The 15403-nt window shown below is 54.7% G+C and carries 13 protein-coding genes and 1 other annotated feature; of the genes, 1 reads left to right on the forward strand and 12 read right to left on the reverse strand.

Annotation, left to right across the window (positions count from 1 at the left end):
- Positions 1-9: 9 nt before the first annotated feature.
- The 10 genes from minC to GXX34_09330 all read right to left on the reverse strand — a co-directional run bounded on the left by minC (position 10) and on the right by GXX34_09330 (position 11677).
- Complete coding sequence (gene minC / locus GXX34_09285) at positions 10-468, reverse strand: septum site-determining protein MinC (protein ID HHW07702.1); 459 nt, start codon at positions 466-468, stop codon at positions 10-12.
- Between the two features lie 211 nt (positions 469-679).
- Positions 680-2767 carry a penicillin-binding protein 2 gene (locus GXX34_09290; GenBank protein HHW07703.1) on the reverse strand — a complete coding sequence of 696 codons (2088 nt, stop codon included), beginning with the start codon at positions 2765-2767 and terminating at the stop codon, positions 680-682.
- 22 nt (positions 2768-2789) lie between these two features.
- Positions 2790-3287 carry a rod shape-determining protein MreD gene (gene mreD, locus GXX34_09295; GenBank protein HHW07704.1) on the reverse strand — a complete coding sequence of 166 codons (498 nt, stop codon included), beginning with the start codon at positions 3285-3287 and terminating at the stop codon, positions 2790-2792.
- Positions 3288-3941: a rod shape-determining protein MreC gene (gene mreC, locus GXX34_09300; GenBank protein ID HHW07705.1), complete on the reverse strand. Its 654-nt coding sequence runs from the start codon at positions 3939-3941 to the stop codon at positions 3288-3290.
- Between the two features lie 200 nt (positions 3942-4141).
- Entirely contained in the window at positions 4142-5182 is a 1041-nt protein-coding gene (locus GXX34_09305; GenBank protein HHW07706.1) for a rod shape-determining protein, read from the reverse strand.
- Between the two features lie 397 nt (positions 5183-5579).
- Entirely contained in the window at positions 5580-6227 is a 648-nt protein-coding gene (radC, locus tag GXX34_09310) for a DNA repair protein RadC (protein ID HHW07707.1), read from the reverse strand.
- 65 nt (positions 6228-6292) lie between these two features.
- Positions 6293-6865: a septum formation inhibitor Maf gene (locus GXX34_09315; GenBank protein ID HHW07708.1), complete on the reverse strand. Its 573-nt coding sequence runs from the start codon at positions 6863-6865 to the stop codon at positions 6293-6295.
- 47 nt (positions 6866-6912) lie between these two features.
- Positions 6913-7554, reverse strand: a complete 642-nt coding sequence (locus GXX34_09320; protein HHW07709.1) for a redox-sensing transcriptional repressor Rex — start codon at positions 7552-7554, stop codon at positions 6913-6915.
- A 138-nt stretch (positions 7555-7692) separates the two neighbouring features.
- Positions 7693-8988 (reverse strand): bifunctional folylpolyglutamate synthase/dihydrofolate synthase, encoded by a 1296-nt coding sequence (locus GXX34_09325; protein ID HHW07710.1) that lies wholly within the window; start codon positions 8986-8988, stop codon positions 7693-7695.
- Positions 8989-9016: 28 nt separating this feature from the next.
- The gene (locus GXX34_09330; protein ID HHW07711.1) at positions 9017-11677 is read right to left on the reverse strand and encodes a valine--tRNA ligase; all 2661 of its coding nucleotides are present in this window, start codon (positions 11675-11677) and stop codon (positions 9017-9019) included.
- A gap of 55 nt (positions 11678-11732) precedes the next feature.
- Positions 11733-11953: a binding site (T-box leader), on the reverse strand.
- Between the two features lie 180 nt (positions 11954-12133).
- Here GXX34_09330 and GXX34_09335 point away from each other — a divergent pair.
- The gene (locus tag GXX34_09335) at positions 12134-13726 is read left to right on the forward strand and encodes a polysaccharide biosynthesis protein (protein HHW07712.1); all 1593 of its coding nucleotides are present in this window, start codon (positions 12134-12136) and stop codon (positions 13724-13726) included.
- On the opposite strand, the gene GXX34_09340 is transcribed toward GXX34_09335, so the two are convergent.
- Together GXX34_09340 and GXX34_09345 are read right to left on the reverse strand one after the other, a co-directional pair.
- Positions 13716-14456 (reverse strand): F420-0--gamma-glutamyl ligase, encoded by a 741-nt coding sequence (locus GXX34_09340; protein HHW07713.1) that lies wholly within the window; start codon positions 14454-14456, stop codon positions 13716-13718. The two genes, GXX34_09335 and GXX34_09340, sit on opposite strands and share 11 nt — an antisense overlap.
- Before the next feature lie 135 nt (positions 14457-14591).
- The gene (locus GXX34_09345; GenBank protein HHW07714.1) at positions 14592-15365 is read right to left on the reverse strand and encodes a GHKL domain-containing protein; all 774 of its coding nucleotides are present in this window, start codon (positions 15363-15365) and stop codon (positions 14592-14594) included.
- Positions 15366-15403: the final 38 nt, after the last annotated feature.

A 15403-nucleotide genomic window follows, 5' to 3' on the forward strand; every position in this document is an offset into this window, starting at 1 on the left:
AAAACTATCCTATTGGTTGAAGAATTTGTTACTACCGGGAGGGTAACTTTCGATCACTAAGGTGCCCCCCGCGATGCGGGCAATCTCAGGCTGTTGCGGTTCAGGGTATTTCCCATCAGGCGCCCGGGTAAAATGATTGGCAATCCTAAGTTGAGAAGGATTAAGCCGGAAAGCGGCAACCATAGCCCGTTCATTTCCGGTGGCACCGGCATGCGCCACTCCTCTTAAGTTGCCCATTACAATAATATTGCCCCCAGCAATGACTTCGGCCCCAGGGTTCACATCTCCCATGATCACGACATTACCGGGATAGCGGATGCTCTGGCCGGACCGCAGGGTGCGCTGCAAAAGTATCGTATTCTCCGCGTCAATTTCCGGCCATTCTTGAGCTAACCCACTTTTATCCTCTCCTTGGGATGGAGTTGTTTCATGAGCTCGTCCTTCGCCTACCCTTGAGGTAAACTTCATAGCATCTCCTCCTGAAAACCTTGAGAAACCATTGCCCGGATTAAACCCTGAAGGTCTTGGGAGCTTGTCCTCCATGCCACCGCAATTGCTAAAAATTAACTTCTACAGAACACTCCCAAATCCTTCCCCTTCTCCAAAAAAACGAGCCGGTTTTTTCCTTGTTTTTCCATCATTTTCAGACACCAGTTTCCCTTTTCCTCTGAGCCGCCGTTTACTCGGCAGGAATCTCGACATAGAACTCCGGCGGGAGCGTGAATTCTTCTTCTTTCTCATTGAGACCGAAATACTCTTCAAAAACAGCTTTCGCCACATAACCGGCTGAACCGCTGCCGGACATGCCGTATTCTACAATACCGGCAAAAGCCAGCTGCGGGTCGTCGACCGGGGCAAAAGCAATAAACACGCCGTGAAAATCATTTTTGCCGTCGCCCGCCAACCCGGTCTCCGCCGTGCCGGTCTTGGCTCCCACCTTGATGTATTCCGGAAAATGGCGGAAAAGGGAGTAAGCCGTTCCCCCCGGCGCCGTGGTGTTCAGCATGGCCCTGGCTGTTCTGGCCAGGGTTTCCTTGTTCATAGGCACCTCCATTATTAATTCAGGCTCAAATTGCTTGACCAGGTTGCCCTCCGCATCATAAATGGAATCCACCAGGTAGGGTTTGTACCGGTAGCCCCCGTTAACCAAAGTGGCCACGTAATTGGCCAGCTGCAGCATGGTGTAGCTGTTGGATCCCTGCCCGATGGAAGTATTATAGGTATCAAAAGGCTGCCAGGTGGTTTCGAAATTCAAATCGATCCGGTACCGGGCTTCCAAGCTCCGCTCTTCCTGCTGCTGCTTGGCCCGGAGGGCCGCCTTTTCCTCTTCGGTGACCGCTTGCTGCAGCAGGTCCTCATACTTCTTGGCCAGGTTCTCCCGCAGCCTGTCATACTTGCGGTTGATGAGCACCGTGTTGAGCTCTTTCTTCCATTCCGGTGTCGGCAAGACCCCTTTTGCTTCGCCGGGCAAGTCCGTCAACCCTGTCGGTGAACCCAGACCTAAAGCCTGGCCCACCCGGACAATATGGTCGATACCCGCCAGTTCGGCGGCATACTGGAAAAAGGTGTTGCAGGAGACGGCCATGGCCCGGTCAAAGTCCACCCGTCCATGGGCCTGCCAGCATTTGATATATGGCGGTTTCCAGTATCTCCCGGCACAGTTAACCGACAAATTTCCGCCGGTTAACTTCCCGGACTCCAGCAGAGCCAAGGCAGTAACTGGCTTAAACGTGGACCCGGGGGGATACACCGCTTGAATGGCCCGGTTGAACGCCGGCTTTAGATCCTGGTCGTTGTAATAATCCCTTTTTTGCCCGTAACTGCCGTCCACAAAGTCATTGGGATTCATGGTGGGATAGGAAGCCATGGCCAGGATGGCACCGGTCTTGACATCAATCACCACGCCGGCTCCGGCCCTGGATTTGGGATTTTTGTTTGCTTGAATTTGCAGGATCACTTCTTCCAAGCTCTCTTCCAGCACTTTCTGCAAATCATAATCAATGGTCAGTTTAAGGGTATGGCCTTGCGTGGGCTCCAGGGTCACCGGGAATTCCCGCACTATCCGGTGCCTGGCATCTACTTCCACCGGCTGGGCTCCTTTTTGTCCCCGCAGCCCGCCAATAATCTGCCGGTCATCCTCCCAGATTTCATAGGTCCGCTCCAAACCGGTCTTGCCGATCCGGTCGTTCAAGCTGTAATCATAGTCCTGGTACAGTTCCAATTCCTTTTCGCTGATGGCACCTTCGTACCCGATAATATGGCCCGCCAGGGTTCCTTCCGGGTAATACCGCATGGGTTCCGCCCTGATCACCAGCCCCGGCAGTTCGCTGCGCCTTTCTTCCAACTTGGTAATCAAAGTAACCGCTTCTTCACCCCAGGGCAGCCGGTAGATTTCCAGGGATTCGAAACGCCTGGCGTGATTGTTCAACTTTTGGATGATACTGTCGGCAGTTATTTCCGGGTCGTCCAGGAGTTCCGCCAGCCTTTCCGCCACCTGCCTCTCCAGTGCCGCATCGTTGAGATGGGACACGGAGATGGTATAGACCGGCTTACTGGTGGCCAGCACTTTGCCGTCGGCGGTCATGATCTCACCCCGGCTGGCAGGAATGGACAGCATCCGGATCCGGTTGCCGTCGGATTTTAATTGATAGGCCTCGGCATTGATGACCTGGAGCATAAACAACCTGGCCAGCAGGACCAGGAAAATGAGCACGGTTACACCAAAATACACTTTTAACTTCAGGTGCAGTTCCTTGTTCTCTTCCATGGTCACCCTCCCCTCGGCAAGATCACCGGCGTTCCGGGCGAAGCAGCCCTTCCGTCAGAGAACGGTACAAGGGCCGGTAAAGTAAAATCCCCAGCAATGTGTTATAAGCACATAAAGGCAGTACCATGTGGCTGAAAGGTGCCCAGGCGCCTCCCCCTGCCACCAGGGAAAACAACATGAAGTAGATAAGCAAGAAACCCAGGGTGCCGGTAAACACAGCGAAAACCGGTACCAGGATATTGTCTTTAAAAAACCTTTTCTCGCCCCAGCCGATGGCATAACCCACCAGCATCTTGCAGGCCGCATTTAACCCCACATAATTGCCCAGCAGCAGGTCCTCCACCAGGCCGTAAACAAACCCCAGCTTCGCTCCCGCTGCGCTGCCCCGGAATAAGGAATAGATGATGACCAGCACCAGGAGCAAATCCGGTTTGACACCGGCCAGGGTTAAGTGGTTAAACAAGGTTGCCTCTAAGGTCAAAGAGAGGAATAAAGCGGCACCTAAAATAAAATAGTGCATTTATTCCCCTCCCTTCTCGCTGAGAATGACAAACACTTCCTCGATCCGGTCAAAGTCCACAAAAGGCATGATCAGCGCTTTTTTCATCAACCCGTTGGGTTCGTCCACCACTTCCACCACGTAGCCAATCCGTAGCCCTTTAGGAAAAATGCCTCCCAACCCGGAGGTGATCACCGTCTGGTTCTCCTTCACCGGGCTGTCATGAGGAAGCTGGATCATCTGTAACGGTATGTCCTTATCCCCGGTACTTTCCACGATGCCGGGAAAACGAGTGCTTTGGATCATGCCGCCCAGGGCACCCTCGTGATCCAGGATTAACACCACTTCCGCCGAACGTTCTCCCACCGTACCGAGCCTGCCGACCACTCCCTTGGGAGTAATGACCGCCATGCCTTCCCTTAACCCATGGTTTCGCCCCCGGTCAATGGTCAGGGTCTGGCGCCAGTTGGAAGGGTTGCGGGCCACCACCCTGGCGGCCAGCATGTCGAAATGGTCGGCCAGGTTCTCCCCGAAATTCAGCATAGCCCGCAGCCGGATATTCTCTAAACGGTACTCCTCCGTTAGCTGCACCCGTCTTTCCAATTCCGCCAGCTGCTGTCTCAGCGCTTCATTCTCCAATTGGAGTTGGTGATAATGAGCCACCCTATCTACCACACTTCTGCAGGATTGAATTACCGTGGTCACACCACTTTCCAAAGGGGCAAGCAAATCCTGCCAAAAAGCCTCCAGCCGGGTCAATAGAGGGCGTTCCATTCTGGTAAAAAAAGCCAGTACAACACACAATAGTAAAACAGCCAAAAGGATCCAAACCCTTTGGTTCACCCTCCGGCGTCGCACCGTATTTCACGCCCCTTTTACACCATCTTTCTCGGTGGCACTAACACCCTCTTTAACATATTAATATTCTCTAAAACTTTGCCCGTACCTTTTGCCACTGCGGTCAAAGGCTCTTCTGCCATCTGCACCGGCATGCCGGTCTCTTCCCGCACCAGCTCGTCCAATCCCCACAGCAGGGAGCCGCCTCCCGCCATCACAATGCCCCGGTCCATGATGTCAGCGGCTAATTCAGGCGGGGTTTTTTCCAAGCACACTTTGATCCCTTCGATGATATGGCTCACCGGCTCCTGCAGGGCGCCCTGAATCTCCGGAGCCGACACTTCAATGGTTTTCGGCAAGCCGGTTACCATATCCCGGCCGCGCACCTGGTAGGTGCGGGAACGTCTCTCCCCGGCCTCCGGCCCGCGGCCGAAATAAGCGGCCCCGATGGCCACTTTGATTTCTTCCGCCGTTCTTTCCCCAATCATTAAATTGTAAGCTTTCTTGATGTGGCTTGCGATGGCTTCATCCATCTCGTCACCGCCGATCCGGATGGAGCGGCTGGAGACGATGCCGCCCAAAGAGATGATGGCCACTTCCGTGGTACCGCCACCGATATCCACGATCATATTGCCGGTGGGTTCATGCACCGGCATCCCCGCACCGATGGCCGCCGCCATGGGCTCTTCGATGAGAAAAGCCTCCTTGGCTCCGGCTTGCAGGGCCGCTTCCTTTACGGCCCGCTCTTCGACGGCGGTAACCCCTGAGGGAACCCCGATCACCACCCGGGGACGAATGAGAAAACCTTTCTTGATGACTTTATGAATAAAGTAATGGAGCATGCTCTGGGTGATGTCGAAATCAGCAATGACTCCATCCTTAATGGGCCTGATGGCGACAACATTACCCGGGGTACGGCCGATCATTTTCTTGGCCTCTTCCCCCACGGCTAAGACTTTACCTGTTTCCCGCGCAATGGCCACCACGGAGGGTTCTTGGACCACCACCCCGCTGCCTCTCATATATACAATCGTGTTGGCTGTACCCAAATCTATGCCGAGATCCCTGGTGAATAACATGAGATATCTCCTTCCATGTCAAAGAAACTCCAGAAAGTATGGCTAGTTACAAACATCATTGTATAGGTTTGACTCTAAGTATTCAAGAAAAGTTTCCGGGCTGGTACATGGTATAACATGGAAAGGAGAATACCACGAGAAGGCAGCCGGTGTGAGTCGAGGGTCCATTTGGAGTAGCAAGCAAAAGAGCAAAGGAGCCTATCACGGCAAAAAGCCACCGGCAGCCGGGCGCCGGGTTGCGTTTCCATTGTGCTTAAGTCTAGACCCGAAAAGATGACCCGGACCCCCGGCGACCGGCGGCTGGATTCTTACGACCGTTATTGAGCCCTTCCCCGAACGGGGCTTCCTCCGGACTCCGGTTAACACCGGCTGCCCCGGTGCCTGCGGGCTGAGCCGCTCACAGTCTGCCTTCTTTTTTGAAACTATAATACCGGCCGTCACCGATGATCACATGGTCCAGCACTTCAATGCCCAGGATCCGGCCCGCCTCCACCAACCGGCCGGTGATGGACAGGTCTTCCGGGCTGGGGTTGGGATCACCGCTGGGATGGTTGTGGGCCAGGATCACTGCGGCGGCACTCCTTTTGATAGCATTCTTGAAAAGCTCCCGCGGGTGGACGACGGTGGAATTGAGACTCCCTATGGAGACGGTTTCCGTGGCCAGCACTTGATGCTTGGTATCCAAAAGGAGCACGATGAAATGCTCCCGGTCCAGGTAGCGCATTTTTTCCATTAAGAGCGCCACCACATCTTGGGGCGTTTTGATGGCCGGCCGCACTTCCCCGCCTTCCAGTGCCAGCCGCCGACCCAGTTCAACGGCCGCTTTGATCTGGCTGGCTTTCGCCAAGCCAACCCAGGGAATCTGCAGCAAATCATGCAGACTGGCTTCCGCCAGGAAGCGCAGGCCTTTCGGCTGGGCCAGGATCCGGTGGGCCAGTTCCAGGGCACTTTCATACTTGCTGCCGGTGCCCAGGAGGATGGCCAGCAATTCCCCGTCCGTCAACGCCTCCGGTCCCATTTTCTCCATTTTTTCCCTTGGACGCATATCCGGAGGTAAATCCTTAATGGTCCAACGGTAGTCCAACCTGGTCCCTCCCCGTCACAAAGCTGTTAAGAGAGCTTGACTCCTTTAGCTCTTAACATCAAGTAGAGCCTGGTCAGGGGCAGCCCCACAACATTGAAATAGCAGCCGTCAATGCGTTCAACCAAAATGGAGCCCTTGCCCTGGATGCCGTAGGCACCGGCCTTGTCCAACGGCTCCCCGGTGGCCACATACCAGTCAATCTCCTCTTCCTCCAGCCGGCGGAACCAAACGGCAGTGGTTTCATGACAGAGATCGATGGCTCCGTTAATTGTGTCCACCAGCGCCAAGCCGGTTATTACTTCATGCCGCCGTTCACTCAAGCGGCGGAGCATATCCTTGGCCTCCTGCGGGGAACTTGGTTTCCCCAGGACTGCCCCGTCCAGGACCACGATGGTATCAGCTCCTATCACCAGCGCATCTTTGACTTCCCCGGCCACATCTTGCGCTTTGAGCAGGGCCAGCTGCCTGGCCACTTCTTCCGGCGGTAAAGCCTGATCTACTTTCTCTTCTGCTTGGCTGGCTTGTACGGCAAAAGGTATACCCAGCGTTTCCAATAGCATTTTCCTTCTTGGGGAAGCAGAAGCCAGTATGAGCCGCAATCCCTTTCCTCCTCCATAAAAAAATAACACCTTGCAACCAAGGCGTTTTATAATTCAATCCCTCGCCGGTAGCCGAGGTTGAAAGTCAAGATCTCCATGTTCACGGACAGATCGACGTTGCGCAGTTCCACATCGGGAGGCACATTCAGCACCACCGGGGCAAAGTTCAACAGCGCCTTGACGCCTGCATCAATGAGCATCTCCGCCACTTCCTGCGCAGCTGATGCCGGCACCGTGATCACACCGATCTTGGCTTTCTCCGCTTGCGCTACTTCCTTGAGCTTGTTCAGGGGGAAGACTTCCACCCCATTGAGTTTGTACCCGATTTTGTTCGGGTCGTTATCAAAGATACCGACGACGTAAAAACCTCTCTCTCTAAAGCCGCCGTACATGGACAAAGCGGTCCCTAAGTTACCTGCCCCCACAATCACAACCGGCCACTTTTGCGTTAGGCCGAGAATCTTCATAATGTGATGATGCAAATCTTTCACATTGTAACCTACACCACGGGTACCGAACTCACCGAAATACGCCAAATCCTTGCGCACTTGTGCCGAGCTCACACCGACCCCTTCCGCAATCTCATTGGAAGAGATGGTGACAATACCCCGCCGGTCACAGGAAGCCAAGTACCTGGAATAGACCGACAGCCGGATAATTGTGGCTTCTGGGATCTTTAAAGTCTTCAACACCATTCCTCCCCAAGGTAAGTTAAATTCATCACGTAACATAACAACTATTGTATATTATAAACGATTAACGGGTAAAAACAAAGAGGCAATTAGCATTTTTTGTTAGGTGTTAACAAAAAAGATAATAATTATTCATTAAGATAGGCCCAGCAAATGCCCCCTGGCGTCCGCCACCATGTATAGAGAACCGGTAATGCAAACCAGGTCCTGGGGTCCCGCCAGGGCTAAAGCCGCATCCACCGCTTCCTTAGTGTCCGGCCGCACTATCACCTGCTTCACCAGGCGGGCGCCCAGGGCCGCTACTTCCTCCCAGTTCCCGGCCCTGGGGTTGTTGGGCTTGGTCACCACCAGCACCGCTGCCAGGGGGGCCAGCAGCTCCAGTACTTTCTCCCTTTCCTTATCACCCAGTATACCCAGGACTAAGACCAGCTTATCATAGGCAAATAACTGTTCCAAAGCCCGGCGCAAGGTACGGGCCCCGTCCACGTTGTGAGCCCCGTCGATTAAGACCGTTGGGTTGCGCCGCACCACCTCCAGCCGCGCCGGCCACCGGGCTTCCTTCAGGCCCCGGTAGACGGCCTCCCAGGGAATCTCATAACCATACGCCGCTAAACTGTGCACCGCCGCCACCGCCAGGGCGCCGTTGATGGCCTGGTGCTCCCCTAAGAGGGACACCTGCAGGTGATCGTATGCCACACCGGGCCCTTTAAGATTAAAGGTGACCCCATCCATGGTACTGGATACCACTTCCACCCGGTAGTCCCGGCCCAGCCGCCGGAGGTGAGCCTGCTTTTCCCGGGCGATTTCCTCTAGAATCCTGATCACTTCCGGCCGGTCCGCACCGGTGACCACTTGGCAGTGAGGCTTAATGATGCCTCCTTTGACCCGGGTAATCTCCTCGATGGTATTGCCCAGGTAATCCATGTGGTCCATCCCCACATTGGTGATCACGGCTACCAGGGGATTGACCACATTGGTGGAGTCGATGGCTCCCCCCAGGCCCACTTCCAGCACGGCAAAGTCCACCTTTTCCCTGGCAAAATATAATAGGGCCAGGGCCGTGTTCACCTCAAACTCCGTCGGGTGTTCACATCCTTCTTGCACCATCTGCTCCAACAGGGGCCGGATTTCCGTCAGCAGAGCTGCCACCTTTTCTTCAGGAATTTCTTCCCCGTTGATGGTCATGCGTTCCGTGTAGCGGTGCAGGTGCGGGGAGGTAAAGAGGCCCACCTTGTATCCCGCCTCCTTTAAAATGGAAGTCACCATGGCCGAGGTGGAGCCCTTCCCGTTAGTGCCCCCGATATGAATAACCTTCAGTCCTGCCTGGGGATTACCCAACAGGTGCAGCAGTCGGGTAATCCTCTCCAGGCCCAGGTTATAACCAAATTTCGTCAAGTCCCGCAAAAATGCTAGTGCTTCTGCATAGGTCATCATCAGCGGTTACTCCCTGCTTGATAGTTTACTTGGTCGTGCCGGCAAAAAGGGCCAATCGTTCTTTTAACGCCGTCTCTTTCGCCAGCAATTCCTCCAGTTTGGCTTTTTCCTTGGCCACCACTTCCGCCGGTGCCTTCGCCAGGAAATTGGGGTTCTGGCACTTGGCTTCAATTCTCTGCCGTTCTTTTTCCAATCCCTGCAGCTCTTTGGCCAACCGGTTTTTCTCCGCCTCCACATCGATCAGGCCGGCAAAGGGCAGGAACACTTCCACGCCCCCTTCCGCAACTCCTGCTAAAGCTTGGGCCGGCTTTTCCGCCAGCTCTATCTCAAGGGTCACGGGTTCCGCAGCGGCCAGCAGGTTAATATAGGACAACCCCGTGTCCAGCAGCTGATAGTTCTCCCGGCTGTTGGCTTCAATGATCACTTCCGCTTTTTTCCCCGGGGCAACGTTTAACTCCGCCCGCAAATTGCGAATGGTCCTGATGACGTCCATCATGAGGGACATTTGTTTTTCGGCGGCGGGGTTATGCAGTTCTTCTTTAAACTCCGGCCACTTCTCCAGCATCAAGCTGCCTTCCCGGTGGGGCAGGTGCTGCCAAATCTCCTCGCTGATGAACGGCATGAAAGGATGAAGCAGCCTGAGAATCTCGCTTAAGGTATACCACAGCACTTGTTGAGCCGTGGCCCTGCTTTCCGGGGTGACCTTGCCGTAGAGCCTGGGTTTCACCAGTTCAATATACCAGTCGCAGAATTCACTCCAGATGAAATCGTAAAGTTCCCGGGCCGCTTCGCCCAGCTCATATCGTTCTAAATTCTGGGTCACCAGGCTCACAGTCTGATTCAAGCGGCTTAAGATCCAGCGATCCGACAGCTCCAGGTTGTCCCGGGGTGCCTTGGGATCCATATCCTCTAAATGCATGAGGGCGAACCGGGAGGCGTTCCAGATCTTGTTGCAGAAATTCCTAGCCCCTTCCAGCCTTTCGAACTGGAACCGCAGGTCGTTGCCCGGGGTATTGCCGGTAATAAGCATGAACCGCAGGGTATCAGCCCCGTACTGCTCAATCACTTCCACCGGATCAATACCGTTACCGAGGGATTTACTCATCTTGCGCCCCTGGGCATCCAGTACCAGCCCGTGGATGAAGACGTCCCTAAAGGGCACATCCTGCATGAATTCCAAGCCCATGAAGATCATCCTGGCCACCCAGAAGAAGATGATGTCACGGCCGGTGACCAAGACGCTGGTGGGATAGAATTTCTTGAGGTCTTCCGTTTCTTCCGGCCAGCCCATAGTGGAAAAAGGCCAGAGGGCGGAGCTGAACCAGGTGTCCAGCACATCGGGATCTTGCTCCAGGTTCTTGGAGCCGCACTGCGGGCAAACCGCCGGCTCATCCAGGGCACAGATTTCCGCCTCGCAATCCCGGCAGTACCAGACGGGAATCCGGTGGCCCCACCACAGCTGCCTGGAAATACACCAATCCCTGATATTTTCCAGCCAGTTCAGGTAGATCTTGGTGAACCGCTCCGGCACAAACCGGATGCGGCCTTCTTCCACCGCCCGCATGGCCGGTTCCGCCAGGGGCTTCATTTTCACAAACCATTGCTTGGAAACCATCGGCTCAATGACCGTATCACACCGGTAGCACTGGCCTACCGCGTGCTGGTGTTCCTCGACTTTCAGGAGTAAATCTTGGGCCTTTAAATCATCGACGATTTTCTTACGGCACTCATAACGGTCTAAACCCTCGTAAGGCCCGGCGTTCTCATTCATGCGGCCCTGTTTATCCATGACCGCCAGCCCCGGCAAGTTGTGCCGCAGGGCCACTTCAAAGTCATTGGGATCATGGGAAGGAGTGATTTTCACCACGCCGGTACCGAATTCCGGGTCCACATACTCATCGGCAATCACCGGGATTTCCCGGTTGACCAGGGGCAGGATCACCTTCTTGCCGATTAACGACCGGTAGCGTTCATCTTCCGGGTGCACGGCCACCGCCATATCTCCCAGCATGGTTTCAGGCCTGGTGGTAGCCACTACCACAAACCCTTCTCCCTCAGCAAAAGGATATTTGATATGCCACAAATGCCCCTGGGAGTCGTGGTGTTCCACTTCAATATCGGAAATCGTGGTCTGGCATTTCGGGCACCAGTTGATGATGTAATCGCCCCGGTAGATCAGGCCTTTATCATACAGCTTCTTGAAGACTTCCCGCACGGCCCTGGAGCAGCCCTCGTCCAGGGTGAACCTTTCCCGCTGCCAGTCGCAGGAAGCCCCTAAGGTCCTGAGCTGCTGGGTAATCCGGTTGCCGTAAGTATGTTTCCAATCCCACACTCGTGCCAGGAATTCTTCCCGGCCCAAATCATACTTGGACAGCCCTTCCTTAGCAATTTCTTCCTCTACCCGGGCCTGGGTCGCAATCCCGGCATGGTCCGTGCCGGGCAGCCACAGAGTATTATAACCCTGCATCCGCCGCCAGCGGGTCAAAATGTCCTGGAGAGTATTGTCCAGGGCATGGCCCATGTGCAGGGAACCGGTGACGTTGGGCGGGGGCATCACGATGGAAAAAGCTTCTCTATCCGGGTCCACGTCCTGGTGAAAATAGCCGTTTTCTTCCCAGTAACGATACCACTTGGCTTCTACTTCTTTGGGACTATAAGTCTTAGCAAGTTGTTCATGTGCAGCCATGACCGCAAACCTCCTAAAATTTCTTCATGCCAACATCAAGAAAGCTCTTCCCATCCATAAGGACGAGAAGAGCTTCGCGGTACCACCTTACTTCCCTCCTGCCTGCCGGCAAAAGGGCACTCATGGGCTGTAACGGGCTGACCCGACCCCGCCTACTTCCTTCAGCAGGGTGACTCCCAGGGCGACTTCACCCCAGTCTCCCAAGAAACCTTCCAGCCGTGGGTTTCCTCTCTGGATGGGCCCTGTTGGGCTACTACTCCCTGTCATCGTCGCTAAAATGTAGAGTTCTATCTTTTCATGTCCTTTATCATACCCGTTGGTGCAAACCTTGTCAAGTATTCCCTGCCGGAAAGGCCCGGCTGTCGTGGCGGCAAAAAACTTGCAAGATATTTACATTCCCGTTCCGGCTAAACTATACTTAAGAAGGTAAGCATGTTCGTGAAAGTAGGAATGACAGTGAGTAATAAAAGCTTTTTCCGGGGGGCTCTGGTCCTCTCCCTGGCCGGTCTCTTTGTGAAAGTTATCGGGGCCCTGTACAAGATACCTTTGGCCCGCTTAATCGGCGATGAAGGCATGGGACTGTACCAAATGGCCTACCCGGTTTACGGCATCCTGTTAACCTTATCCACCGCCGGGGTGCCGGTGGCTATCTCCATCCTGGTGGCGGAAAAGCAGGCTGAAAACGATTACTACGGCAGCCGGCGCATTTTTCGCTTGTCCGCGGCCATGCTCGGCGCCTTCGGTTTGTTTTTTTCCCTGGTGCTGGTCCTCAGCGCCGCCTGGCTGGCCCATCATGTTTTCCAGGATGCGCGGGTCTACTCTGCCCTGCTCGCCGTTAGCCCGGCCATCCTGTTGACATCGGTTTCGTCTTCTTTCCGGGGTTATTTTCAGGGCAACCAAACCATGGTACCAACTGCCCTGTCCCAAATTATCGAACAGATTGTCCGGGTCGCCACCGTTTTGCTGCTGGCTTATTTACTGCTACCCCACGGGCTGGAATGGGCGGCGGCCGGCGCCACCTTCGGGGCGGTAACGGGGGGCATGGCCTCGGTAGCTATACTGCTGTTCTATTACCGCCGGCACAAAAAAAATCACCGGGACAAGTGGCAGCCAGTACAACCACAAGAACCGGTGGCGCACCTGCTCAAGAGAATCATCACCCTGGCCTTGCCCGTTTCCGTAGGGGGACTGGTGGTACCGATCATGCAGGTTATTGACGCTGCCATCATTCCCATGCGCCTGCAAGTAGCCGGGCACTCACCGAAAATGGCTACGGGCCTGTACGGTCAGTTTTCCGGGATGGCTAATCCCTTGATCAACATCGCCCCGATTATTACCATTTCTATTTCCCTGGCCCTGGTCCCCATCATTGCGGAAGCCATGGCCAAGAATGACCGCCGGGAAGTCAGCCGCCGGGTCAACCAGGCCTTATGGAGCACATTCTTAATCGGCATGCCGGCGGCGGCAGGCCTGGGCGTTCTCGCCACCCCTATCTGTGACATGCTGTACGCTAAGCCGGAGGTAGGTCCCCTCGTAGCGGTGCTGACCCCCTCCACCCTGCTGCTGGGTTTATACCAAACCACCCGGGGCACTTTACAAGGCATGGGGAAAACCCATTTGCCCGTCATCAACCTCACCGTGGGAGTCATCATTAAAGGTACTTTGAACTACCTGCTGGTAGCCGTTCCGTTTCTCAGCATCCAGGGAGCAGGCATAGCCACGGTAACGGGATTTAGCGTATCCGTCGCCCTCAACTGGTATTTTGTCAGGAAATACACCGGCTTTTCCCTGGATTGGCGCAAAACCATCTCCCTGCCCCTGGTCTGTACCGTCTTCATGGCCGTCATGACCCGGCTGGCCTACCTGCTGGTGAGCAGCCATGCCGGGAATACCGCCGGGGTGCTGGTGGCGATCTGCACCGGGATCATTACTTACGGTTTCGCCATCCTGGCCACCGGCGGCGTAAAAGCCGCGGATCTAAAATTCATTCCCGGCATCGGCCCTAAACTGGCCCGCCTCCTGGAGCAGTGCAAGTTTATTAAACAGTAGCCTCGCGGCCTGCAGCCACAGCCAGCATGCTTTGCGCTTCTTCCTGGGTGAGTTTACGGATGAGGCCCATGGGCGTTTGCTGGCTGCCCTGCCCCAAAGGATTGTCCCGCAATACTTCGGCAATGGTCCCTTCACTCAAGACCGCATGAGGGGACAGGGCTATCACTTCCCGGCCGATATCATTGACATCAACAATGGCACAGCTGATGCCCAATTGTTCCTCAATTCTGGCCACAATTCTCTCCGGTTCCGCCGGAGCCAGTACCACATATTGATTGTAGGGGGGAAGGGTATATGGTGTAGGCCCGTCGATCATGGCTACTTTGCGCCCGGCAATCCGGTAAAAATCGCCGCTCCGGCCCAGCAGCTTGCCTACGGCTGCCACCATGGCGGCCAACAAGATTCTCACCGTTCCCACCTCCCGGAAAGCCATTTCCATGGTTTCCGGCATCCCCAAGCCAATGCCGTAACTTACCTTCTTGACAAACCTGGATAAAAATTTCGCCAAAAACCTGGGCTTGATGGTCTTAACCGGAATGGCCCGGCCCTGAGTGATGGCGGTCGCTTTCTCACTCACAAACAGGACGTCTCCTGTCTGATAAAGGGGCGCCGCGTAAGTCTCGACCACCCGGATCATGTCATCAGCCTCGGTCAGCACATGGGTTTTAATTGATATGCGTAAGTAATAACTTTCTTTTATCTTGACCAGGGGGTTCTTCTCCTCCGGCATCTGAAGTCACCTCTTTTGGTAGGTAATCTACCTATACACTAAACAATTCCCCCGGGCCTGTCAACGACTAACCTTTACCGTTTGAGGCGCTAAAAAAAGACCGGCCGCGATCCCAGCTTTCGACCCACTCCCGGCTTATAATACCGCCTCCAAGGGCAGCGCTTTGGGGAACTTCAGCGTGAACACGGTACCGGTCTCCGCATTGCTGACCAGGTGTACTGAGCCGCCGTGTTTTTCCGTCAGTTCCTGCACAATGGCCAGCCCTAAACCGGTCCCCCGCACACCTTTGGTGCTGAATCCCGCCTGGAAAATCTTATCCTGAATCGTCTCCGGGATCAATGGACGCTCATTTAAGACGGAGATGATAAAATGGGCTTCATCCTCTTGAAAACTGACCTTGACCAACCTTTCCGCCGGGTCATCCAATTCCTCGACGGCATCAAAAGCGTTATCCACCAGGTTCCCTAAAATCCGGGAAATATCCGCCGCAGGCACAACGAGTCCTCCCAAATCGGACCTCAATTCCAGCTCCAGCCGGATGCCCCGATCCTCAGCTTGCTGCTGCTTAGAAATAAATAACGCGGCAAGATCGATATTCTTGATGTTCACAGGGCTGGAAGACTCCCGGAAGGACTGCACCACCTCTTTGATATAACTGACGGCGCCCTCATTGCGCCCCAGTTGGACCAATCCCATAATCACCTGGAGATGGTTCTGGAAATCATGACGGTGGCTCCGCAAGACACGGATCATCTCCTGGTTTTTCTGCAGCATCCTTTTGTTGATCTCCAGCTCATATTCTTTTTCAATTAGGCGATTGATTTCCATCATCAAATATAAAGCGGCTCCCGAAAGGAGCAGCCCCCCTATCAACGCCAAAGTCGCCACGAATTGTGTATCAACCGTCATCAATCCAAAGGCCGCAAAATAAAACCAACACCCGCAAA

It is taken from the genome of Clostridia bacterium (assembly GCA_012840125.1).
In the GTDB taxonomy this organism is placed as follows: domain Bacteria; phylum Bacillota; class DULZ01; order DULZ01; family DULZ01; genus DULZ01.

What these genes read in the sequence shown, in the direction of transcription:
- minC (HHW07702.1), bottom strand. Translation starts at nt 468, where the DNA reads ATGAAGTTTACCTCAAGGGTAGGCGAAGGACGAGCTCATGAAACAACT.
- GXX34_09290 (HHW07703.1), bottom strand. Translation starts at nt 2,767, where the DNA reads ATGGAAGAGAACAAGGAACTGCACCTGAAGTTAAAAGTGTATTTTGGT.
- mreD (HHW07704.1), bottom strand. Translation starts at nt 3,287, where the DNA reads ATGCACTATTTTATTTTAGGTGCCGCTTTATTCCTCTCTTTGACCTTA.
- GXX34_09305 (HHW07706.1), bottom strand. Translation starts at nt 5,182, where the DNA reads ATGTTATTCACCAGGGATCTCGGCATAGATTTGGGTACAGCCAACACG.
- radC (HHW07707.1), bottom strand. Translation starts at nt 6,227, where the DNA reads ATGCGTCCAAGGGAAAAAATGGAGAAAATGGGACCGGAGGCGTTGACG.
- GXX34_09325 (HHW07710.1), bottom strand. Translation starts at nt 8,988, where the DNA reads ATGACCTATGCAGAAGCACTAGCATTTTTGCGGGACTTGACGAAATTT.
- GXX34_09330 (HHW07711.1), bottom strand. Translation starts at nt 11,677, where the DNA reads ATGGCTGCACATGAACAACTTGCTAAGACTTATAGTCCCAAAGAAGTA.
- GXX34_09340 (HHW07713.1), bottom strand. Translation starts at nt 14,456, where the DNA reads ATGCCGGAGGAGAAGAACCCCCTGGTCAAGATAAAAGAAAGTTATTAC.
- GXX34_09345 (HHW07714.1), bottom strand. Translation starts at nt 15,365, where the DNA reads ATGACGGTTGATACACAATTCGTGGCGACTTTGGCGTTGATAGGGGGG.